This is a genomic window from Enterobacter sp. Ap-867 (assembly GCF_011752855.1).
Taxonomy (GTDB): domain Bacteria; phylum Pseudomonadota; class Gammaproteobacteria; order Enterobacterales; family Enterobacteriaceae; genus Cedecea.
On sequence record NZ_VWWS01000009.1, the window covers coordinates 129,396 to 151,818 of the forward strand.

At 54.3% G+C, this 22,423-nt stretch carries 19 protein-coding genes and 1 other RNA gene; 7 read left to right on the plus strand and 13 right to left on the minus strand.

Annotated elements, in window-relative coordinates; all coding sequences use genetic code 11:
- Positions 1-42: 42 nt before the first annotated feature.
- Together cbpM and cbpA are read right to left on the minus strand one after the other, a co-directional pair.
- Positions 43-348 carry a chaperone modulator CbpM gene (gene cbpM, locus F3J26_RS20390; RefSeq protein WP_008458201.1) on the minus strand — a complete coding sequence of 102 codons (306 nt, stop codon included), beginning with the start codon at positions 346-348 and terminating at the stop codon, positions 43-45.
- Positions 348-1,268 (minus strand): curved DNA-binding protein, encoded by a 921-nt coding sequence (gene cbpA, locus F3J26_RS20395; RefSeq protein ID WP_166879086.1) that lies wholly within the window; start codon positions 1,266-1,268, stop codon positions 348-350. The genes cbpM and cbpA overlap by 1 nt, the downstream gene beginning before the upstream one ends.
- 278 nt (positions 1,269-1,546) lie before the next feature.
- On the opposite strand from cbpA, the gene F3J26_RS20400 reads away from it, so the two are divergent.
- The 4 genes from F3J26_RS20400 to oqxR all read left to right on the plus strand — a co-directional run bounded on the left by F3J26_RS20400 (position 1,547) and on the right by oqxR (position 3,848).
- On the plus strand, positions 1,547-1,816 hold the full coding sequence (locus F3J26_RS20400) for a type II toxin-antitoxin system TacA family antitoxin (protein ID WP_039297448.1): 270 nt from the start codon (positions 1,547-1,549) through the stop codon (positions 1,814-1,816).
- A gap of 3 nt (positions 1,817-1,819) precedes the next feature.
- Complete coding sequence (locus F3J26_RS20405) at positions 1,820-2,344, plus strand: GNAT family N-acetyltransferase (protein WP_166879091.1); 525 nt, start codon at positions 1,820-1,822, stop codon at positions 2,342-2,344.
- Positions 2,345-2,492: 148 nt separating this feature from the next.
- Positions 2,493-3,077, plus strand: coding sequence for an HI_0983 family protein (locus F3J26_RS20410; RefSeq protein ID WP_166995692.1), 585 nt, complete (start codon positions 2,493-2,495; stop codon positions 3,075-3,077).
- A gap of 291 nt (positions 3,078-3,368) precedes the next feature.
- The gene (gene oqxR / locus F3J26_RS20415; protein WP_008458195.1) at positions 3,369-3,848 is read left to right on the plus strand and encodes an efflux pump transcriptional repressor OqxR; all 480 of its coding nucleotides are present in this window, start codon (positions 3,369-3,371) and stop codon (positions 3,846-3,848) included.
- Positions 3,849-3,951: 103 nt separating this feature from the next.
- Here the strand turns inward: oqxR and oqxB are convergent, their stop codons facing one another.
- Both oqxB and oqxA read right to left on the minus strand, forming a co-directional pair.
- On the minus strand, positions 3,952-7,104 hold the full coding sequence (gene oqxB / locus F3J26_RS20420) for a multidrug efflux RND transporter permease subunit OqxB (RefSeq protein ID WP_166995694.1): 3,153 nt from the start codon (positions 7,102-7,104) through the stop codon (positions 3,952-3,954).
- A 23-nt stretch (positions 7,105-7,127) separates the two neighbouring features.
- Positions 7,128-8,306, minus strand: a complete 1,179-nt coding sequence (gene oqxA / locus F3J26_RS20425) for a multidrug efflux RND transporter periplasmic adaptor subunit OqxA (protein WP_166995696.1) — start codon at positions 8,304-8,306, stop codon at positions 7,128-7,130.
- Between the two features lie 334 nt (positions 8,307-8,640).
- Here oqxA and F3J26_RS20430 point away from each other — a divergent pair, with 334 nt between their 5' ends.
- Both F3J26_RS20430 and F3J26_RS20435 read left to right on the plus strand, forming a co-directional pair.
- Complete coding sequence (locus F3J26_RS20430; protein WP_166995698.1) at positions 8,641-8,991, plus strand: helix-turn-helix domain-containing protein; 351 nt, start codon at positions 8,641-8,643, stop codon at positions 8,989-8,991.
- Between the two features lie 407 nt (positions 8,992-9,398).
- Positions 9,399-9,650: a hypothetical protein gene (locus F3J26_RS20435; protein ID WP_039286933.1), complete on the plus strand. Its 252-nt coding sequence runs from the start codon at positions 9,399-9,401 to the stop codon at positions 9,648-9,650.
- A 202-nt stretch (positions 9,651-9,852) separates the two neighbouring features.
- Here the strand turns inward: F3J26_RS20435 and F3J26_RS20440 are convergent, their stop codons facing one another.
- The 3 genes from F3J26_RS20440 to F3J26_RS20450 form a co-directional block, all read right to left on the minus strand.
- Complete coding sequence (locus tag F3J26_RS20440; RefSeq protein WP_166995700.1) at positions 9,853-11,952, minus strand: peptidase domain-containing ABC transporter; 2,100 nt, start codon at positions 11,950-11,952, stop codon at positions 9,853-9,855.
- Positions 11,945-13,234 (minus strand): HlyD family secretion protein, encoded by a 1,290-nt coding sequence (locus F3J26_RS20445; RefSeq protein WP_166995702.1) that lies wholly within the window; start codon positions 13,232-13,234, stop codon positions 11,945-11,947. Before F3J26_RS20445 ends, F3J26_RS20440 begins: the two co-directional genes overlap by 8 nt.
- Positions 13,235-13,472: 238 nt before the next feature.
- Positions 13,473-13,811 (minus strand): SymE family type I addiction module toxin, encoded by a 339-nt coding sequence (locus F3J26_RS20450; protein ID WP_166995704.1) that lies wholly within the window; start codon positions 13,809-13,811, stop codon positions 13,473-13,475.
- Between the two features lie 292 nt (positions 13,812-14,103).
- On the opposite strand from F3J26_RS20450, the gene F3J26_RS20455 reads away from it, so the two are divergent.
- On the plus strand, positions 14,104-14,505 hold the full coding sequence (locus F3J26_RS20455) for a hypothetical protein (RefSeq protein ID WP_166995707.1): 402 nt from the start codon (positions 14,104-14,106) through the stop codon (positions 14,503-14,505).
- A gap of 362 nt (positions 14,506-14,867) precedes the next feature.
- Here F3J26_RS20455 and F3J26_RS20460 read toward each other — a convergent pair whose 3' ends face one another.
- The 6 genes from F3J26_RS20460 to F3J26_RS20480 all read right to left on the minus strand — a co-directional run bounded on the left by F3J26_RS20460 (position 14,868) and on the right by F3J26_RS20480 (position 22,384).
- A complete protein-coding gene (locus F3J26_RS20460; protein ID WP_353621177.1) occupies positions 14,868-16,172 on the minus strand; it encodes a TIR domain-containing protein in 1,305 nt (434 codons plus the stop codon).
- A complete protein-coding gene (locus tag F3J26_RS22730) occupies positions 16,160-16,504 on the minus strand; it encodes a hypothetical protein (protein ID WP_286180344.1) in 345 nt (114 codons plus the stop codon). The genes F3J26_RS20460 and F3J26_RS22730 overlap by 13 nt, the downstream gene beginning before the upstream one ends.
- A gap of 617 nt (positions 16,505-17,121) precedes the next feature.
- Positions 17,122-17,485, minus strand: a transfer-messenger RNA (tmRNA) gene (ssrA, locus tag F3J26_RS20465).
- A gap of 117 nt (positions 17,486-17,602) precedes the next feature.
- On the minus strand, positions 17,603-18,766 hold the full coding sequence (locus F3J26_RS20470) for an HlyD family type I secretion periplasmic adaptor subunit (protein ID WP_166879252.1): 1,164 nt from the start codon (positions 18,764-18,766) through the stop codon (positions 17,603-17,605).
- A 7-nt stretch (positions 18,767-18,773) separates the two neighbouring features.
- Entirely contained in the window at positions 18,774-20,981 is a 2,208-nt protein-coding gene (locus tag F3J26_RS20475) for a type I secretion system permease/ATPase (RefSeq protein ID WP_166995709.1), read from the minus strand.
- Positions 20,978-22,384 (minus strand): TolC family outer membrane protein, encoded by a 1,407-nt coding sequence (locus F3J26_RS20480; RefSeq protein ID WP_166995710.1) that lies wholly within the window; start codon positions 22,382-22,384, stop codon positions 20,978-20,980. Before F3J26_RS20480 ends, F3J26_RS20475 begins: the two co-directional genes overlap by 4 nt.
- Between the last annotated feature and the right edge of the window lie 39 nt (positions 22,385-22,423).

Sequence of the window (22,423 nt, forward strand, 5' to 3'; positions counted from 1 at the left end):
CTGGTGGATATATTCTGCTGAATAATCCACCAGAAGATAGGCTTATGGGTGGCGAATAAAACGCCCTATACGCTGCCGGAGCAGGCGATTCTCCTGGCGTAGGCGTTCGTTCTCCTCCAGCAGGGTGAGCGCCACGGCGATGCCCGGCCAGTCGAGTTCTAATTCTCGTCGTAGCCGCAATGCCCGCTGCGCTATGTTGATCGCGTGGTCGTCAAACTGCCACGGCCTGACTTCAAAATCGTAAGGCTCGACGACGCCAAGACCGACGATCTCATTGAGTTCCTCCTCCTGAATGCCGGTGTGCAGACAGAACTCGGTGATGGTAAAAGTGACGGTGACGTTAGCCATTATTTTTTCCCCCAATCTTTGCGCGGATTGAACGCCGACTGGGCGTCTGCCAACTGTTGCCAAAGCGCCGCAGCGTTTTCATCCGGCTTAGGCGGCATCACGATTTTGATCACCGCGAACAGGTCGCCGGTGTGCTGTTTGCTGACCAGCCCTTTGCCCTTGATACGCAGCTTCTGCCCGGCCTGGCTGCCGGCAGGAATGGTCATCAGAATGCTGTCTTTGAGCGTAGGAACCTCGACTTTTGCCCCTAGCGCGGCTTCCCACGGGGCAAGCGGTACCACGACTTCAAGGTTGTGGCCGACGATGTCGAACAGCGGATGCGGCGCGATATGAATCACCAGCCACAGGTCACCGTTTGGCCCACCGTTTTCACCCGGTGTGCCCTGGCCTTTGAGCCGGATGCGCTGCCCGTCTCCGACGCCTGCCGGGATTTTTACATTCAGCGTTTTCGGGATTTCCTGCTCGACGATACCAAACACGTTATAGACCGGCAGCTTGTAGCTGATGGTGCGGCTGTGTTCGGCCAGCGTCTCTTCGAGGAATACGGCAACTTCGATTTCTAAATCGTGGCCGCGCGCGGCGTGCGGCTGGCGAGAATGCCTGGCCTGCTGGCCAAACATAGACGAGAAGATATCTTCGAAGTCCTGGGCGTTGTAGCTTTGCTCGCCGCCCTGGTGGAACTGCTGATTAAACTGCGGGTCGTTGCGGTGCTGCCACATCTGGTCATACTCGGCGCGGCGCTGCTCGTCGCTCAGTACTTCCCAGGCTTCCGCCACTTCTTTAAAGCGTGCTTCTGCGTCTGGCTCTTTGCTGACGTCGGGGTGATATTTGCGCGCCAGGCGGCGGTAGGCGGTTTTGATGGTTTTGAGTTCGTCCGTCGGTTTCACGCCCATGATGGCGTAATAATCCTTTAATTCCATAGCGTTATCTCGCATAAATCGGTGCATGCAGAACAGAACGTGCGGAAAAGTGTCGCCGATAAGTATAGGCCCGTTGCGGGAAGGTGGGGGCGGTGATGGCGGGTTTTTTCAGGCCAGGGGTCTGGCCAGAATTTATGACACCTTAAGCCTCGGACGCTGTTGAAAATTTATCCCGACAGGCGTATTGTTTATGTACGGTTTTTTTCCGTACATCTTAAGGTGTTCATTGATTTCATCCTCCTGCTGACACCTGCGGCAGGTCGGGGAGTAAATACAGGATGTCAGCTTTAAAAAAACAGCGCATCGACCTCAGATTGAGTGACGACGACAAAAGCATGATCGAAGAGGCGGCAGCCATGTCCAATCAGACGATCACCCAGTTTATGATTGCCTGTGCGTCGGCTCGCGCTGCGGAAGTGATCGAACAGCATCGCCGCCTGGTGCTAAATGAAGCATCGTGGAACCGAGTGATGGATGCCATTAGTAACCCGCCTGAACCGGATGACAGGCTAAAACGTGCAGCAAGGCGTCTGAAAGACATGGAGTAAGCCGTGGCCGACCTGACTATTGAATTGTTTTCAGCAGACACCGCCTATGATTTTCACGGCTTTGACTGCGGAGAAACGTCTCTGAATGCTTTTCTCGCCGAACACTTTATTCGCCAGCACAATGGCCGCTTTTTACGTGGCTATCTTCTCGTGACCAAAGACGCCAACCCCAAAGTCCTGGGCTACTACACCTTATCCGGCAGTTGTTTTGAAAAAGAGGCGCTTCCGTCGAATAGCCAGAAACGAAAAATTCCTTATGCCAATGTGCCCAGCGTGACGCTGGGGCGACTGGCTATTCATAAAGATCTGCAGGGCCAGGAATGGGGTTCAACGCTTGTGGCTCACGCGATGAGAGTGGTTTATTTAGCGTCACAGGCGGTGGGCGTTCATGGGATTTTTGTCGATGCCATTAACGACAATGCGAAGCACTTTTATCAAAAATTAGGCTTTATTGCGCTGGTGGGGAAAAACGCTAATTCGCTTTTTTATCCAACCAGGTCGATTGAAAAATTATTTGAAGATGAATAAACGATCTATTTGATCGCCCGCCAGTTTCAGACTTACTGAATTGAAATCTAGTGCACTTCCTTCTATGGTCTGAGATCGGAGAATGATCGAGTATTTTCCGGGCACCTGCCTCTGGAATATTTTAATAAAGACTAAAAGGAATCTCGTTTTGAACACTTATCATATCGCTACCCTGGCATCTGTTTTTCTGCTGGCCGCCTGTGCTGGCCCGCAGTCGGCAAAAACATCGCAAATTAAAGACCTGGCGGCTCCGCAAACCATCGCTTTTGCCGGCAAAACTTACGGGCAATCCTTCACTCGCTCAACGCCGCAGCAGGCGGTGTGGGAATACACCACCGACGGTGAAAAAGCCGAAAACTGGCAGTGGACCCGGCTGATTACGGTTAACCAGATCAAACTCAATGCCCCGCTTGACCGCTGGATGCAGGCGACGGCGGTGGAGTTAAACCGCACGGTGCCGAAGCCACATTTCGATATAGCGAAAAATGGCGACGTGGCCGAGGTTCGGATTATCTATCTGCCGAAGCCGGGGGACGCAAAGCAAAGCGGCTACGAGTCTGACGTGTGGCTCGCCCGTGAGGCCTGCGGCGGCATCGTCAACCTGCAGTTTGCCCGCCAGTATCCCGCCGACGCGAAAGTAACCGAAAACGACATGGTGAAGCGTATTAAGGCGGATAACGACAAAGATATGGCGGCATTGCAGGCGTTAAACTGGAAAGCGGAGTGCCGCTGACCCGGGTCCCCGGTCAAATCAGGCCGGGGCATTTTATTAAACCTCAGCGGCATGACTTATTATTCAGCATGGCAAAGACTTGTATTAATTTACCGGCCTGCCAGAATTCATTTATTGAATAGTTTACTCCCGTAACTTATTGAAAATGAGCTTTCGATTATTTTGAGCTGGGTCCCAGGGAAAGCTCAGATTGCTTCAAAAAAAACCTGACATTTGTTATATTGTGCTGATTGCTTATTCACCTAAGCGGTGCCAAAAAGAACAAGATCCACCGCGACCCAGGAAAATGAAATGTTAGATTACCGCTTCCCGACAGCTTTGCAGATGGTTCTCAGCGTAGCGATGGCGGAGCAAATGGGTGAACGTTCGACCAGCGCAATCCTCGCCTACGGCCTGGAAGCCAACCCGAGCTTTATCCGTAAACTGATGGTTCCCCTCACGCGCGACGGCATTATTGTCTCGACGCTGGGGCGCAACGGTTCCATTCATCTTGGCCGCCCGGCCGAAGAGATAACCCTGCGAGATATTTACCTGTCGGTGATTGAAGACAAAAAGATTTGGGCTTCCCGCCCGGACGTGCCTGCCCGCTGCGTGGTGAGCGCCAACGCCTGCTGGTACTTTAAAACGATTGCGGAAGAAGCCGAAGAGGCGTCGCTGGCGGTGCTGGCTCGCCATACCGTGGCCAGCGCGCTGGAGAAAGTGAAAAAGAGCGATACCAGCGGCTGCCAGCCGGTGCCTGAGCTAGAGGCGCTGTACAAAAAAGGCCATTAACCGCCGCAGCCACTTCCCGCAGAAATAAAAAAAACCGCCTCTTTGAAAGGCGGTTTTTTATTGGGCTAATCAGGCAGTTTTTACACCGCCTGATTTAGGGCATTCACGCCTCGACAGTTTTTGCCTGGGTTTTGCCGCGCGTAACGAGCTTACGCAGCGTGACGTAGAACACCGGCGTCAGGAACAGACCAAACAGCGTCACCCCTAACATGCCCGAGAACACCGTCACCCCGGTCACGCCGCGCACTTCCGCCCCCGCACCGTGGCCCAGAATCAGCGGGATAGTCCCGGCGATAAAGGCAATCGAGGTCATCACGATAGGGCGCAGACGCAGGCGGCAGGCTTCCAGCGCGGACTCCATAATGCCTTTGCCCTGCATCTCCAGCTCGCGAGCGAACTCGACGATCAGGATGGCGTTCTTACAGGCCAGGCCCATCAGCACCACCAGCCCGACCTGGACGAACACGTTGTTATCGCCCCCGGTCAGCCAGACGCCAAACAGCGCGGACAGCATGGTCATCGGCACGATCAGGATCACCGCCAGCGGCAGCGTCCAGCTTTCGTACAGCGCGGCGAGCACCAGGAACGCCAGCAGCACCGCCACCGGGAAGACGATCATCGCCGTGTTGCCCTGGGTTGCCTGCTGGTAGCTCAGATCCGTCCATTCGATGTTCATCCCGTTCGGCAATACCTGGCCGGACATGGCGGCCAGTTTGCTCATTGCCTGAGCGGAAGAGAGCACGCGTGGATCGGCATCCCCGATGAGATCCGCCGCCGGGTAGCCGTTATAGCGGATCACCGGATCCGGTCCGTAGGTGGTGGTGATTTTCACCATGCTGCCGATCGGCACCATTTCACCCTGGCTGTTGCGGGTGCGCAGGTTGCCGATGTCTTCCACGCTGTCGCGGAACTGCCCGTCGGCCTGGGCCATCACGCGCCAGGTACGACCAAACTCATTGAAGTCGTTCACGTAGGACGAGCCCAAATAAGTCTGCAGCGTGCCGAACAGGTCGGTCAGCGACACGCCCTGGGCTTTGGCTTTGTCACGGTCTACCTGCACATCCAATTGCGGCACGTTCGCCTGGTAGGTGGAGATCGGGAAGTGCATCCCCGGCGTTTGCATGATCGCGCCGGACATGGTGTTCACCGCGGTTTGCAGCGCCCCGTAGCCTAAGCCCGCCCGATCCTGGATATACAGCGAGTAGCCGGAACCCTGGCCCAGGCCCAGAATTGGCGGCGGCAGAATTGAGAAGCCGAAGCCTTCCTGAATTTGCGAGATTTTGGCGTTGATCTCGGCGTTAATTTCCGCCGCGGTATGTTTGCGCTCACCGAACGGCTTCAGGCCGAAGAACACCGTGCCGGTATTCGGCGTGTTGGTGAACTGCAGCGCGTTGAGGCCAGGGAATGCCACCGCGTAATCCACGCCTTCGGTGTTCATCCCGATTTCGCTCATCTTGCGGATCACCGCGTCGGTGCGCTCCAGCGAAGAGCCTTCTGGCATCTTCACGCCGCCGATCAGGTAGAGCTTATCCTGGGTCGGAATAAACCCGCCCGGCACGGTTTTGAACATCACTCCGGCAGCACACAGCAGCAGCACGTACACCGCAAACACCGCGCCACGGCGGCCAAGGGTTTTACTCACCAGGCCCTGGTAGCCGTCCGAACTGCGGTGGAAGAAGCGGTTGAACGGGCGGAACAGCCAGCCGAACAGGCGGTCGATCAGCCGGGTAGGCATGTCCTTCGGCGCGCCGTGCGGCTTCAGCAGCAGGGCCGCCAGCGCCGGGGAGAGCGTCAGGGAGTTAATCGCCGAGATCACCGTCGAAATGGCGATGGTCACCGCGAACTGCTTGTAGAACTGCCCGGTTACGCCGGAGAGGAACGCCATCGGCACGAACACCGCGCACAGCACCAGGGCGATAGCGATAATCGGCCCGGAAACCTCGCGCATGGCCTGATGCGCCGCCTGCAGCGGGGCAAGCCCTTCTTCGATGTTACGCTCGACGTTCTCCACCACCACGATGGCGTCATCCACCACGATGCCGATGGCGAGCACCAGCCCGAACAGACTCAACGTGTTCAACGAGAAGCCAAGCAGATAAAGAATACTGAACGTCCCCACGACTGAAACCGGGACGGCAATCAACGGAATGATCGACGCGCGCCAGGTTTGCAGGAACAGGATCACCACCAGCACAACCAGCACCACGGCTTCCAGCAGGGTTTGCACCACCGCCCGAATGGAGTCGCGCACGAACACGGTCGGGTCATAAGGTGCCGCCCACTTCATGTCTTCCGGGAAGCGAGTGGACAGCTCGGCCATCTTGGCGCGCACGGCGTTAGACAGATCGATGGCGTTGGCGCCGGGGGCCTGGAAGATACCGATCCCGACCGCATCTTTGTTGTTCAACTGGGAGCGCAGGGCATAACTGCCTGAACCCAGCTCGATACGCGCCACGTCACGCAGGCGAACCAGCGACCCGTCCGGGGCGGTTTTCAGGATGATGTTGCCGAACTCTTCTTCGCTGTGCAGGCGGCCCTGGGCGTTAATCGAGATCAGGAAGTCGCTCGCTTTTGGCAGCGGCTCTGCGCCGAGCTGACCGGCAGAGACCTGCACGTTCTGCTCCTGCATCGCCGTGACCACGTCAGAGGCCGTCAGGCCACGCGCCGCCACTTTGTTCGGATCCAACCATACGCGCATAGCGTATTCGCCGGAGCCGAAAATCTGGATCTGCCCTACGCCCGGCAGGCGCGCGAGTTCGTCCTTCACTTTCAGCGTGGCGTAGTTACGCATGTACAGCGAGTCGTACTTGCCGTTCGGCGAGAACAGATGCACCACCAGGGTCAGCGTCGGCGACTGTTTCTGGGTGGTGATGCCGAGGCGGCGAACGTCTTCCGGCAGGCGAGCTTCGGCCTGGGAAACGCGGTTCTGCACCTGAACCTGCGCCTGATCCGGATCGGTACCCGGACGGAAGGTCACGGTTGTCACCAGCACGCCGTCAGAGCCAGCAACGGATTTCATGTACATCATGTTTTCGACGCCGTTAATCGCTTCTTCCAGCGGCGTCGCCACGGTTTCAGCGATCACTTTCGGGTTGGCGCCAGGGTATTCCGCCCGGACCTGCACGCTTGGCGGCACGACGTCCGGGTATTCACTTATCGGCAGCAGCGGGATCGCGATAAGCCCCGTAATAAAAATCAGAATCGACAGCACCGCGGCAAAAATCGGCCTGTCGATAAAAAAGCGGGAAAAGTCCATGCGTCGGATTCTCTGGTAAGGGATCAGTTAACGGCAGCGCTGGTGGCGGCCATGGCGACAGGTTTCGCGTTCACCGGCATGCCCGGCATAAACACTTTCTGTAGCCCGTCGACGATGACTTTATCGCCAGGGTTCAGCCCCTGCTGCACGATGCGCAGTCCGGCAGCGAGGCGCCCCGGCGTAATGTCGCGGCGCTGGGCCTTGCCGTCTTTATCCACGATGTAGACGTATTTTCTGTCCTGGTCGGTCAGCACCGCTCTGTCGTTGATCAGCAGCGCCTGGAACTCCGCGCTGCCCGGCAGACGAACGCGGGCGAACAGCCCCGGCGTGAACTGACGCTGAGCGTTATCCAGCAGGGCGCGCATGCGGATGGTGCCGGTGCTGGCGGTGAGCTGGTTGTCGAGGAAATCCACGGTGCCCTGATGTGGGTAACCCTCTTCGCCGGACAGGCCAATTTCAACCGGCAGGGCTTTATGGTCGCTGGACGCGCCCTGGCCGCTGCGGGCGAGGTTCTGGTAGTGGAGATAGGTGGATTCATCCACGTCGAAGTAGGCGTAAACCGTCTTCTGAGACACCACGGTGGTGAGCACGCTGGCGCTGTCGCCCGCCGTGACCAGGTTGCCGCTGGTGATCAGCGCGCGGCTGGCACGGCCGTCGATTGGGGCGGTGACTTTGGTGAAGTCGAGGTTTAGCTGCGCCGCGTCAACCGCCGCCTGTGCCGCGCGAATATCGGCGTCGGCCTGGGTGGCGGCGGAGCGGCGCTGTTCCCACTCTTCGCGGGAGATCACGTTGGTGCCGATCAGCTTGTCGGTGCGGCTGGCTTCGCTGCGGGCGAGGCTGGCCTGGGTTTTGGCTCTCATCAACGCCGCCTGCGCCTGTTCCAGTGCGGCGCGGTAGGTTCTGTCGTCGATGGTGAACAGGACTTCACCTTTCTTCACTTCCTGGCCGTCGGTGTAGTTCACTTTGTCGATATAGCCGGAGACGCGGGGGCGGAGTTGAACGCTCTCCACCGCTTCGATGCGGCCGTTAAAACTATCCCACTGGCTGACGGGTTTCACCACCACGTCGGCGACGCTGACGGCTGGTGCCTGCGGCACGGCGTTTTGTGCGACTCCCCGGTCGCATCCGGCGAGCAGCGCGGCAAGCAGTACCGGCCCCAACACGCGCAGATGAAGGCTAACCCAATGTTTTTGCAGGCTCATTATTCTTATTCCGATAGTTGAAGTCGGCCGGGCAAGACGCAGCGGAGGGTGCCGCGCCACTTCCTTTGTCCGGGCTGACCTGAGGCCATTTGTGTCGCTCATCGGCACAAAATGTGTATCAATTACGAATACAGTATCGCGGCGATTGTAGGAACGCGTAGAACTAAGTGCAAGAATAATTGTTGCACTTTCTGTGCTATTTGTGCCATTCGAAAAGGCCCATTTGTAACGAGGATTTAATGTAACAATAAAACTTGCAATTATTGTCAAAGCAGGTCAGATTTAAATGCAACTGATAAAGATGCTTTTAACAAACCCGCAGGGGAGAGAGACAATGAGCACCGATGCCTTCATGCATGATTTACTCGGCTGGATTGATACCCACCTCGACAGCCGCCTCGACATCAACACCGTTTCCGAGCGGGCAGGGTACTCGAAGTGGCACCTGCAGCGGATCTTCAAGCAGCACACAGGCTACAATCTGGGCGAGTACATCCGCGCGCAAAAGCTGAAGAAATCCGCCGAGCGCCTGAGCCGCACCGCAGAGCCGATCCTGAACGTGGCGATCTCCCTGGGCTTTGACTCCCAGCAGTCTTTCAACCGCAGCTTTAAGCGCCAGTACGGTATCGCGCCGGGCGTATGGCGTCGGCAGTTGGCTCACTCCGGGAACCGCTATGGGGCCTGAGAGACATCAACTTCCAGCCTGCTCTTTGATCAGAGCGGGTTGGGGGATGCCTGTTTCTCTTTACGTCATATTAAAATGGCGTTCAGCCTGTTGAATCAGAATGAATATATAGTCGATGAAATAAACCTGCCTATATACAATATATAACATAGTTAACCCGCCTTTTCGCTATATTCCATTTTGTACAAATGCTTATTCAAATAATCACCGTGATAGTAATGTGACATTTATAAGCCTGTTAAAATCAGGCCTATTAAAAATAAAAAAATAATGTTTTATGGCGGTTTGATCTTTTTCCTGGCCTGTATTAGAAATTATATCAGGGTAGGGAATGCATTGTTTTACCGCCTCACTATCCGCGAGAGCTTTTAACCTTTCTTTCCGTTTATTTTATTATGGTGAAAATCATGAAAGAATTATCCACTCAGGAAGTTAAGTCAGTTAGCGGTGCGGGTTTACTGGATGGCGTGATCGGCGGCGCGGGCGATCCGCTGGGCACCGTGGGCGGCATTGTTAGCGGCCTGCCGGTTGTGGGCGGCGTTCTCAATGGCGTGACCCAGCTCGTGGGTGGCGTGGTAAATAGCGTGGTTAGCGGCGTGAGTTCTATTCTGGGCGGCCTGCTTGGCGGCACCGGTCTGTTCGGCAGCACCAAGCGTTAATATCACGGACGCGATGCTTTTCCCAATGGAATAACGGAACGGCATTTTAAAGGATTAAAACACTCCCCATAATATATGGCAGCCGCCGGAAGGGTGCTGCTGTATATTTTATTTGCGTTTATTTATTTTCCTTTTCTGTTTAGTCACTATTGCTCTGGCAAAAATAAGAGGAATATTCCCCTCTTATTTAAGCCTCTGGCCACTATCCTAAATCTATCACCCGGTTAGCGCTGGCGATTGTCGACGGGCGATGGGCAATAAAGATGCGGGTTATTTTCAGCGAAGCGATAGCGGCATTGATATGCGCCTCATTGGCCAGATCCAGGTGGCTGGTGGCCTCGTCAAGAAACAGCAGATTGGGCTGCCGGTAAAGCGCCCTGGCGATCAGCAGCCGCTGTTTCTGCCCCCCGGAAAGGTTGCCCCCCAGTTCGCCAATCAGCGTTTCATAGCCCATCGGCAGGCTCATGATTTCGTCATGGATGTTGCAGTTCCGGGCGCAGCTTATAATGCGCTCGGCATCCTTGCTGATGTCGAAGCTGCCGATGTTGTCGGCTATCGACCCGGCAAAAAGTTTGTCGTCCTGCAGCACACAGGCGATGCTATCGCGGTAGTTATTCAGCCCGACTTTGCTGATGTCCAGGCCGTCGATCAGGATTTGCCCGCGCGTGGGGTCGAGCAGCCCGGCCATCACCTTCATTAAGGTTGTTTTCCCGATCCCGGAAGGGCCGACGATGGCCACGCTTTCCCCGGCGGCGACGGTGATGTTCAGATCGGCAAAAATTGGCCGCGAGAGCGCGTCGTACTGGAAGACCAGGTCGCGGGCTTCAAAGCTGGCGGGCTGGTTTTTAGGCAGCAGCTTGCGCGGCGGCTGGCTGGTTTCGGTGTCGGTAAACACCACGTCGGCGATACGGTCGCTGTGCAGGCCGAGCATACGCAGCTGCAGGATCATATCGATCAGGCTGGCCGCCCGCTCAGAGAACTGCCCGCGATAGGCGTTGAAGGCGACGAACATCCCGAGCGTCATCTGGCCATTGATCACCATCAGCGCGCCCAGCCACAAAATCACTATCTGGTCGACGGCACCGATAAAGGTGTTGATGCCCCCAAACAGCATATCCAGCTTGGTGATGCGGATGTTGGCGTTGGCGGTATCTATATTGAGGTTGAGCCAGTACTGCGAGCGCGTGGTGGACAGCCCCAGCGCTTTCAGCGTGCCGATGCCGTAGAGGGTTTCCATAAAGTGGGAATTGGCCCGCGCGCCTTTAACGATCTTCTCTTCCGAGGCCTGGCGGTACTGGTTGTAGGTGGCCAGGCGCAGCACCATATAAAAGGCGGTAAAGCCCAGCACCACCCACACCAGCCAGCCGCCGTAAAGCACCATCATAATCAGCACGCCGACCGACATCAGGGTGTCGATAATGCCGTTGACCAGGTTGGTGGTCAGCGTGGTGCGAATGGTGTCCAGGGAGCCAAAGCGGGACTGGATATCGCCGAGTTTGCGCTTCTCGAAATAGGCCAGCGGGAGTTTGAGCAGGTGATCGAACATGCCCGCTTTCCACTGCACTTCAATCAGGGAATTCATCACCAGCGACGTCCAGGCCCGGAGCATGCTGACGAAGGTGCGAAACAGGGTAAAGAACAGCAGCCCGATACAGATTAGCGCCAGTAAATCATGATCCTCCGCGATGATGACGTGGTCCATCACCAGCTGGGTGCCGATGGGGATCAGCAGGTTGATCGCCTCCACCACCAGAGACAGGCAGAAGATTTTCGTCAAAAAGCCTTTCAGGCCGCCGATGTTGCCGAGCAGGGTGCGGAAGCTGAGGCGGCTGCGCTGGGTGACGCGGGCAAACTCGCTGTCCGGCCACAGCTCCAGCGCGACGCCGGTAAAATGCTGGGACATTTCCGCCATGCCCACGACGCGGCGGCCAAAGCCCGGATCGTGGATCACAAAGCCCGAGCGTTTGACGGCGACCAGCACCACAAAGTGGCTCATGTCCCAGTGGAGAATACAGGGCGTTTTCAGCTCGCGCAGCTCGTTCAGATCCAGCGAAAGCGGGCGGCTTTTCAGGCGCAGCTGGGTGGCGATGTCGATCAGCACCGCCAGCGTTGCGCCGTGGGAAGAGATGCCAAACCGCTGGCGCAGGTTGAAGAGGTCGATGTTCATGCCGTGGTAGCGACAGACCATCACCAGGCAAGCCAGGCCGCACTCTGCCGCTTCCGTTTGCAGGACCTGGGGCACTCTGCGGCGCAGGCTAAAGTTCAGCTGATGCATCATGTCTTTAAAAGCGGATTCATTCATGCACGGGTCCGGTTAGGCTTTTTTTAAGGTCGTAGTAAGGGGCGAGCATCCACTGGTAGACGGGGCGTTTTTCCAGGAATAGCGTGGACTCCGCCTTCATGCCGCTGGAGAGCCGAAGGGGGTTGTCTCTGGCGGTGAGACGGTTCAGGTCGAGCGTGACCAGCACTTTGTAAAAGGGCTGACTGGTGGTGCCGGACGGCTGGCGAGGCACATTATTGTACATCGCCATTTCCTGCGCCGAGGCGGGCACGCTGGAAATCGACAGTATTTTGCCGGGGAACTGGCCAAACTTCTCAAAGGGAAAAGCCTCGTAGCGGATGTTAATGCTGTCCCCCAGCGTGACGTAGGGCAGGCTGCTGTTGGGGAGCCACAGCACCAACGCGTAGCCGTCGCCCCCGTTGGGCACCAGCTGGGCGAGGCTGTCGCCGGCGTTGACCATCTGCCCCTGGGTGACGCTCAGGGAGTCGATTTTGCCGTCGCTGGGGGCGTCGATAAACACGGTCCCGCCGCCGTCCACTTCCGCCAGCTGGCGGTTGAGCCCGCTCAGCTGGAACTGATACTGGGAGATTTGGTTGTCAAAATCCGTCGCCCGCGTGGAGAGCTCGCTTTGCAGGTTAGTGATCTGCAGGCTTTCCTGGATGCTCTGGGTGTTCAGACTTTGGTAGGCGGTTTGCTGCTGGTAATAGAGGTAGCGCTGGTTGTTGAGCTGGTCTTTGGTGATCATGCCCTTGCGCTGGTAGCCGTCGTAGTTGTCCATGCTCTGGCGCATCTCTTCCATGCCTTTGGCGGCGTTCGCCACCAGGGCAAGGGACTTCTCGTGCGCGGTCTGGTACTGATTCAGCTGTTGCCTGAGGTTTTGCTCGGTTTTCTGCTTGTTCTGCTGCAGCTTGAGGATTATTTCCTCTATAAGCTGGATCTGTTTCTGGATGGCGGCGATAGAGTTCTGGCTGACGTTGCCCGACTGCGTCGAGCGGCTGGTATCTATCTGATAAAGATGGTCGCCTTTTGCCACGCTGTCGCCGGTTTTAACCCAGGTGTGGGTGATAAATCCCTGCTGCGGAGAGAAGATATTGATGGCGTGCGGCTGGGTGATGACTTCCCCGCTGACGTTAATCCGGCGGGTATAGCTGGAGAAGGCCATCAGGCTTATCAAAATAATTAAAAACGTGGCGGAGAGTAATACCACCACCCAGGCGGGATACCCGGAGATCAGTAACGCTTTACCCAGCCATTTGCTGCGGGTGTGCTCTATGGCTTCCTTGCGGAATATATTTCTGTTCATTGGGGGAGAGCAGGCCATCATCGTTTTTTATACTCATTAGAGTAGTTTAAGCGTTTGAGCGCGCCAGCAATGTGGTGAGATTTTTTATTCTTATGGCGAGAGGGAATAATATATTTGAAACAGATAAGCCCGAACCCGGAATAGGGTTTTTATTTTCAGGGTTATTTAAAGTGAAATTAACCTGGCGGTAAAACTTAGCTCATTAACCCCGGAAATTCACCGGGGCCAAGGTTAGCCGTTAACGCACCGGCGGTTTAGGGGCGATCACGTCCTCGATAAACACTTTGACCTGCTTCTGCCTGCGGGCGGAAAACTTACACACCTTGCGCAGCGTCTGCATGATCTCCGGCTCTTCCACCGGCGGCAGCGGCTCTTTGGCCGTTAATATCAGGCAGCCCGGCAGAACCCGCACCTCCACGCTCGTGCCCGTATCAAAACCCGCTTCCGCAAGCCAGAACCCATTCAACGTTATGGCGGGTGAAGGCTGGAATTTTTTCGAATCTCGAATGTAGCCCACAGTATAAGTCCTTGTTGTTGTGGGGATGTGCTTCTCTGGCTTATTATGCTGGTCAGTCATGGTCAACTCCGTTGGTAGTTGGTTGTGATTAGCGGTTAGGGCAGGTTGCCGCCTGCCTTAATCGCGCTTCTTTTGGTTTCTCTCTTTACTGCAATTCTTACTGCTGAAAACTGCTTACTTTATGCGGGGATTATACCTTGGCACCCTGTTTGACTGGGAAATAGGGGAGGGAAATGGAATGCGGCTCGCAGAAAAAATATGGATGGATTTACAGGGTAAAGTTCTTTCATTTGTTTACTATCGCTCATCTGTAGCTGTTGTCAGTTATGGATAAAAACAGGCCAATATTTTGATGAAAGCAGGTGTTTTACTGGCGATGTTGTTCGTTACATCTATGTCCTGGGCCGCAGAACCTGGGCCAAAAGAGCAGGCGAGAGAAATGGCGGAAGCAGCTTGTCAGGCTCAGTATCAATTACTCCATACGCGCTTTGAGCTGGGGCGTTCTGAAACGGAGGCAGTAGCCGCCTCAAATAAAATATTGGACGCTTACCTGAGAAAGAATAAAGAAAGCTTAGGTGAGCATGTCGCTGCCTTAATGGGAAACAATTTGCTGTCGCAGTTGCATGAGTTAGAGGCTAATCCTGAGACCGTAACGCATCTAAAATCACCCCCAGCAGGTTTTAAAGAGAAGTTCCTCTCATTTTGTATTTCCGATAAGACAGAAAAGATTGAGTCTCTTCATGTTTTTGGGTGAGTGATTTTTTTTTCGAGAGCCTAATGGGTTTTTATTTAATGAGTTGATTTAATGCTACGTATAACTAATTATATGATTTTTTGTATTCACGATGATGATAAAACTAATTTAGCTTTTAGTGTTTATAACCTCAATGTTAGATAAATTTGGTTGATTATCTTAAGTGTTTTTGTAAAATAAACATGCCAGTTGACAAGGGATTACGAACATTAAATATAGTCATGAATAAATTATCTAATTATATTTGCGAAAATGAATGTAAGTTAAAGAATATCGGTTTGTATTTTCTGGTGTGAGACCCACATTATATTAGAGCGAAAAGTTTATGTGGGCCTTGTGTTTTTTTTTTGCTTGTTTTAATTTTATGATTTTTTTAACAACTCAGAAAGTTTGTCAGCCACTTCATCAGGGTTATTCTTGTAGACCATGTAAAGTTTATCTTCTAAGAGAGGTAATTCACTGAAAACCTTTTCTTCATCACCATCTTTCATTAAGGTTAATAATTTTATTTTTGAATCTTTAATTTCTCTTGAAAGAACGCTGTTCAATTCTTTAATAGGCCATGCTTTCGCCACTGAGTTTGCAGATAATATAGCGATTACGTATTTTGATTTTGCGAGTGCAGAGTTGATCTTTGTTAAAAGTGAATCCCCCCAAAAAATAGCAACATGATCAATGAAGGTATTTATTCCTTTTTCTTCTAGAGAGTTAAAAATTGGTATGGCAATATCATCTTTATCCTCGCTAGCATGACATATAAAGACATCATAAGTTTCTGTTTCTTTCATGGCTCGTATACCTTCTTTTGTTTTCATTGGATCATTATGACTCATTAAAGCCATAAGTTTTAGATAAGTTGGGAAATCTTTTCCGCGGACTGATTTGATGAAGCTTAATCGTCCGTAAATATGATTTCTGAAAATTAACGTCGCTCTTCTAATATCAATGCAATCTATGTTGTTGAGTTTTAAGAAATTTAAAGACGCAATGGACTTGTTTTTTCGCCAACCAAAAATCATCGCTCTTGTATTTCTAATGTATTCTCTCTCTAGATTAACTTTTTCATTCACAACAAGACCTGTAACTGATTGTCTTTCGTTCTTTAACTGTACTCTGAATTTATTTTTATTAATTATAAACCCATTGCTTTCTATAATGCTTTTTAGATGGGTTCCGATTTCAATATTTCCAAATTCATCCACTTTGTGTATAATATCTTCCATAGTGTTATGGTTAAAAGAAAATGTTAGATCATCGGCATATCTTGTATAAGTTATCCCTTTCTTTTTAGCTAGCTGAGTTAATTGCTTGTCAAGTGAAGCTGAAGCGATATTGGCTAATACTGGTGACGTACATGCACCTTGTGGAAGTTTACCGTCACTTGTGCAGAGTTGAGCTAAAACGCTAGACGCGGAATGAGAAAAGTTAAATGGTTTGTTCTTGAATATACCATAAACTCTTGGGAAGGTTATTGTGCCAAAATAATCCTCTAAATCAATATTGACCACATATTTTTTTTTCTTGTGTCTATCTGCATTTCCGACAATCCCTTTTCCGCTAATAAAGCCAAACGCACATCTTTTAGGCCTGTAAAAATAGTCAAGTATGATTTTTAACCTTTCCTGCAGTATTGAAATGCTATTGTTAGGGGCTTTTATTTTTCTGATGCCACCATTTTTTTCTTTATTTCAAAGTGAGAGTAATTTTTTCTTTTATAAAGTATGTGCAAGAGTTGCCCAGTTGGAATTTGAAGAAGGTTTGCTACATCTGTAGGAGACGTTATCGTCAATTTCCCTTCATTGATATGTTTGCAAAGAGAATGAATTTCCTCTAACTTTAATGAATATTTATTTTTTAATTTATTATTTTTCCACGCTATGGTTTTTCCTATTGAAAATGGCTTAGGTTCGACATCAACAATATCTGGAATAGGTTGGGAGTCTGCATTATCTGCAGCATTTAAAAGTTCAAGCAAAAGAATTTTTTCATGAAGAGACAAAAAATGCACCTTTCCGTGTAGTAATAATTACGGCTCTGCCATATCACTTTACGCAACGTTAAGCGCGTGTAGCCACTTAGCGATTACATCGGCCACCCTGACTGGTGGCGTGATGTGCTAACATTCTCTAAAGCGTGGCGAATCGACCACGGTTATTTAAGGCAGAGCCGTAATGTTTTTTATCATGTTTAAGAAATAATTAAAAGTAAAAATTATGAATATATAGAATTTAGCAGAAAACATTAGAAGTGAAATGTATCATCTATCATGTATTTTATTCAGTAATAGATTTTAAAACTAGCAAGAGGCAGTTTTAAAGAGAATAATTATGGCAGTTTACATTTAGGTAATTAATTTTTATCGTTATTTTAAATATCGAGACCAAGTAGGCCTTGCGCATATAGATATCTCATATGTCTTGCCATTGCCGGGTTTCCATAGTTTTAGGCACCTCAAAACAGTAAAGCTTTATGAGGTGCCTAACAAGGTGCCTAAAAGGTTCGGATTTAATTAGTTCTCTTCGGACTTCGCGGGACAAATTCAAGGCACAAAAAAGCCCGCAGTGCTTGTGCCATGCGGGCTTTCTGTACTTCACCGGACGTATCCGGATCATGATTTGGTGGAGCTGGCGGGAGTTGAACCCGCGTCCGAAATTTCTACATCCTCGGTACTACATGCTTAGTCAGTCTTTACATTCGCCGGGCAACTGCGGACAGACACGCCATTACCAGACTATCCTGATTAGTTTTAATGCTTCAACCCCAGGCAAGGCATCCACACGATCTCTTTTGGGTTTGACCTCTCTTTGATCCCCGTCTTAAGAGCGGAAGCTAGGGAGAGAGGGCTCAGAGCAGGTTATTAAGCTGCTAAAGCGTAGTTTTCGTCGTTTGCGACTATTTTTTTGCGGCTTTTTACGAGGCCAACCGCCCCTCGGCATGCACCTTGGGTTTCGCAAATCCCGTCGAATCCAGAATCAGCCCCAATGTGTACCGGCGAGTATAACAGATTTATTACGCGCGTGACCAGCCGTCTAAAGAGAAATCCCGCTGAGTGCCATTCGTACAAAATTCCTTCAGCACCAGCGGGATAGGCGGTCAATTAACGTTCGCGTAGCGCCTCGCGGGCGCGGTTGAACGGCTTAATCAGGTACTCAACGATGGTTTTCTGCCCGGTTTTAATATCCACGGTCGCCACCATCCCCGGTGAGATAGAGAAATGGTGGCCGACTTTGTTCACCAGGTAGTCCTGGTTGGTGCGGATAAACACCCGGTAGTAGACGATTTCCGGCTTCACCTTGTCCTGAATGGTGTCCGGGGAGATGGTTTCCACGGTGCCTTCCAGCCCGCCGTAAATGGCGTAATCGTAGGCGGTGATTTTCACCAGTGCGCGCTGGCCGGGATGGATAAAGGCGATGTCGCGCGGGGAGAGCCGGGCCTCAATCAGCAGGTGATCGTCCACCGGTACAATCTCCATCATCTCGCCGTTCGGCGGAATAACGCCGCCGATGGTGGTGACCTGAATGTTCTTCACGATGCCGCGCACCGGCGAGCGCACGGTCATGCGGTTCACCGAATCCTCACGGCCTTTGATAATGGCGTCCAGCATGTCCACTTCGGCATTGGCCTTCGACAGCGCCTCGCGCGCCTGCACGTAATACTGCGAGCGCAGGTCGGTGATCCTTAAGCCCAGGTCGCTTTTCTGCCGCTGCAGGCGCAGCACTTCCACATGGCTCGCCGCGCCACTTTTCACCAGTCGCTGGGTGATATCCAGCTCTTTGTTGACCGACGTCAGCGCGTCCCGCAGCTCGGCTTCGGAGTCGTTCAGCTGTGCCCGGCGGGTTTTATACAGCCGGGTTTCGGAGGCGATCAGGTCCGGGAAGGCTTTGAGCGAGTCCGGGAATTTCAGCGGCTGATCGTTCACTTCGGCGTAAAGCCTTGCGCTGGAGGCCAGAGAGGCGCGGTAACGAGCCGTGCTTTCGCCGACGTTAGACTCGGAGCGGGTCGGGTCGAGGCGGGCGACGATTTGCCCGGCCTGCACTTTATCGCCCTCGTGCACCAGCAGCTCGGTGACTATCCCGCCGTCCAGCGACTGCAAAATCTGCTCGCGGGAACTCGGCACTACTTTCCCGGTGCCGGTGGAGACTTCGTCCAGCGTGCCGAACCACGCCCAGACGCCGAACAGAGCAAACAGCAGCGTGATGAGCAGGATAATGCGGCTCGCCCCGGAAAACTCGCTTTCGCGCTGGATGTCCGGGTCATCCATGGTGACGTCATGCTGACTGGTTTTCATTGTTCCACTCCCGCGGTGGTGTCTGGGCGGCGGCCGGGGCCTGAGCCTGTGCCGGTCTTGCGGCGCCGAGCGCCTGCGCCTTCGGTGCATCCATTACCAGCTGGCCGTCTTTCAGCACCAGCACGCGTTCGACCAGTTCGAGCACCGGCACGCGGTGGGTGGCGACGACCAGCGTGCGGTGGCCGAGCCACTGATTCAGCCGCTGAATAAATTCCCGTTCGGTATGGTCGTCCAGTGAGGCGGTGGGCTCATCGAGCAGCACGATGTTGGGCGAGCGCAACAGCATCCGCGCCAGCAGGATCGACTGACGCTGCCCGCCGGAAAGCCCGCTGCCGCCTTCCATGATCGGGTGATCCAGGCCTTTGGGCAGGTGCTTCACAAAGTTGCTCGCGCCGCTCACGTCCAGCGCCTCGAAGATAGCCTCGTCGCTGGCGTGCGGCGCACCGAGGGTAAGGTTTTCCCGCAGCGTGCCGTAGAACAGCCGTGCGTTCTGGCTCAGGAAGCCGATGTTGCGGCGCAGATCCGCCATGTCGATTTGCGACATCGCGAGATCGTCGAGCCGGGCTTCGCCGCTGGCGAGATCGACCCCACCGGCAAGCGCCTGCAGCAGCGTGGATTTCCCCGCGCCGTTGCGCCCGAGCACGGCAATGCGCTCGCCGCGCTGGATCTCAAGGCGGGCAATGCGCAGCGGAATGCGCGGATCTTCGCTGTGGTATTTGAACTGGGCGCTTTCAAACAGGTAGTGGCCGTGGAGGATGTCCTTGTGGATGAGGTTTTCATCGCGCTGGGTTTCCACCGGCAGCTGCATGATGCTGTCCAGCCCCTGTTTGGCGGCTTTGACCTGCTGCCAGCGGGCGAGCACGCCGCACAGGTTGGCCATCGGGGCAATCATCCTTGAGGCCAGCATGGAGGCGGCGACCATGGCCCCGGTGGTCATTTCACCTTCAATCACCAGCGGGGCACCGAACAGCACCACCACCACAAACACCAGGCTCTGGATGGTGATCCCCCAGCTGATTAAGCCCTGGGTCAGTTCGCGGGTTTTCAGGCCAGACTCGGCGGTAATGCGGATGTAGCTGTTCCACTGCTGGAGGAAGCGGTTTTCCGCCTGCATCAGCTTGATGTCCTCCAGCCCCTGCACGCTTTCCACCAGCACGGCGTTGCGCAGGGTGGATTCGTGGGCGGCCTGGTTGGCCAGCGTGGCGAGCTTTTTCTGCAGCAGCAGGCCAGGCAGCACCATCACGATGGCGGCGACCGGAGCGATCCACGCCAGCTGCGGGGCGATGATCGCCAGCACCCCAACAAACAAGATAAAGAACGGCAGATCGACGATCGTCGAGATGGTCGAGGAAGTGATCATCTCGCGGATTTGCTCCAGCTCGCGCAGCTGAGAAATAAAGCTGCCGGTGGAGCGGGGCACGGCGCTGTTGCGCAGCCTCAGGGCGTGGCTAAAGACGCGATCCGAAATACGCATATCGGCCCGCTTGCCCAGCACGTCCATGATGTTGCTGCGCGTGACCTTCAGGATGAAGCCGAACACCACGGCGATCAGCACCCCGGTCGCCAGCACGTACAGCGTCGGGTATGACTGGGCGGGGATCACCCGGTCGTACACCTGCATCGAGAACAGGATCCCGGCCAGCGACAGCACGTTCACCCAAAAAGCTGCCAGCATCACCGGGCCGTAAGGGCGAATATCCAGCATGATCAGCTCTTTCATCCAGTCAGGGCTGAAGCGAGAGATATAGGCGTCGACGCGGCTGTCTTTCAGCGCCGAGAGCGGGCGGAGGGCGGCCACAAAGCGGATCTCCGGCAGCAGCTTGCTGAGCGACTGGCGGTTGGTGTGGCGTTCGTCGTCGAAGTAGCAGATATCCACGGTGTCTTCGCCGTCAAACTGCTCGATCACCGCGATCTGGCCGTTGGCTAAGTCCACCACCACCGGCAGCCGCCACTGGGATATCGCTTTTTCGGTGTTGCCGAGCATATGGAAGGACAGCCCGGCCTGGCGCGAAAGCTGGGTCAGCGCGGCGACTTTAGTTTTGTCCTTGAACCACGGGGCGTTGGCCTGAATGGTGCCGGGGGAGCAAACCACGCGGTAGTGCCCGGCGACGTGACTGATGGCGTGGGCCCATTGGGTCAGGGCCTGTTCGCTTAAAAACTCCTCATTGGGAGAGGCTGTCTGGCTCATGGCTGAATCTCCAGGGACTGGATGTTGCGGTGTTCCAGACCAAATGCGGTGCGTAATTTGCCGGTGTTATACAGGCAGTTAAGCTGCAGTTGATGGAGCTGGCTCAGCGTTTGTTGTTGGGCGAAGCGCGCCTGGAAGACTTCCTGCTCGGCGTTGAGCACGTCCAGCAGCGGGCGGGAGCCCAGGTCGAGATACTGCTGTTGGTACAACTCGCGGGTGCGGGCGCTCAGCTGTTCCTGACGCTGCAGCACCTGGAGCGCGCTGGCGAGGCTAATGGCCTGGCTGCGGGATTCCAGCAGCTTCTGGCGCACGTCCAGGCGAACCCGGTCGATACCGGACTGCGCCGCTTCCAGCGCATGGCTGGCGGCGTTGCGGCGTGCCGTCAGGCCACCGCCCTGGTAAATCGGCATTTCGACGCGGATATACGCCGAGTATTGCGTGCGGTTCAGTACTTCGCTGCCGGAATAGTTGTTGTTCAGGTAGTGCTGCACGGACGGCTCCAGCGAGATGGTCGGCGTCATCTGCGAGTTGGCGTAGTCGAGGTTAGCCTGCGCCACGTTGGCCTGCGCCCAGGCGGCAAGGACAGCGGGCACCAGGCGGTCGTCCGGCTTCGCCACGTTACAGCTGTTATTCAGCTTCTGCGGAAAATCAGGGCTGACTTTGTTGAGGCTGGTCCAGCCAAGCTGACTCATCAGCGTCGCCTGGGTGCTGTCGAGGTTGGATTCGTACTGGATCAGCTGCGAGCGGGCGGATTCGATACGCGCGTCGGTTTGCACCACGTCGGACATCGAGGTTGCGCCCTGGTCGTTCCGCTCCTGAGTCAGGCGGCCAATGGCGGTCAGCGCGTCCAGCTGTTCTTTGGCGATGTCGACCATTTGCTGCCAGAGCTGCACCTGCACCATCGCCGAGGCGGTGTCGTGCCCGACGGTGTCAATGCTCACCAGCACGTTGGCCTGGGCCTGGGCTTCCCCTGCGGTTTCCGCACGGACCTGGCTTGCGACTTTGCCGAAGTCATAGAGCATCTGGGACAGAGAAAGCACCAGCGACGGGCTGTAGCCGCTGTTGGTGTAAGTATTGGTGTAGCCGTTGTTCATCCCGGCGCTGATCTGCGGGTAGTACTTAGATTTGGCGACGTTGATCTGTTCGGACTGGCCGTAAAGTTTGCCGATAGCTTCACGAATACTGGGGTGCCAGGTCACAGAGCGGTTGACCGCGTCGTTAAGCGTTAAGATTCCGGGCGCAGGGGCATTGAGCGGGAGGGCGGTTGGGCCGTCGAGTGAGGGCAGCTCTTGTTGTTGAGCCAGACCCTGAGTCGTAATAGAAACAGGCGTGTCGTCGGCCGAGGCCTGGAGTGAAAACAGACCGCAAGCCAGCCATAACGCAACAGGCTGTAATTTTCCCATATTTTTTCCCTAATAAATGGCACTGCGTTTTTGTCTTAT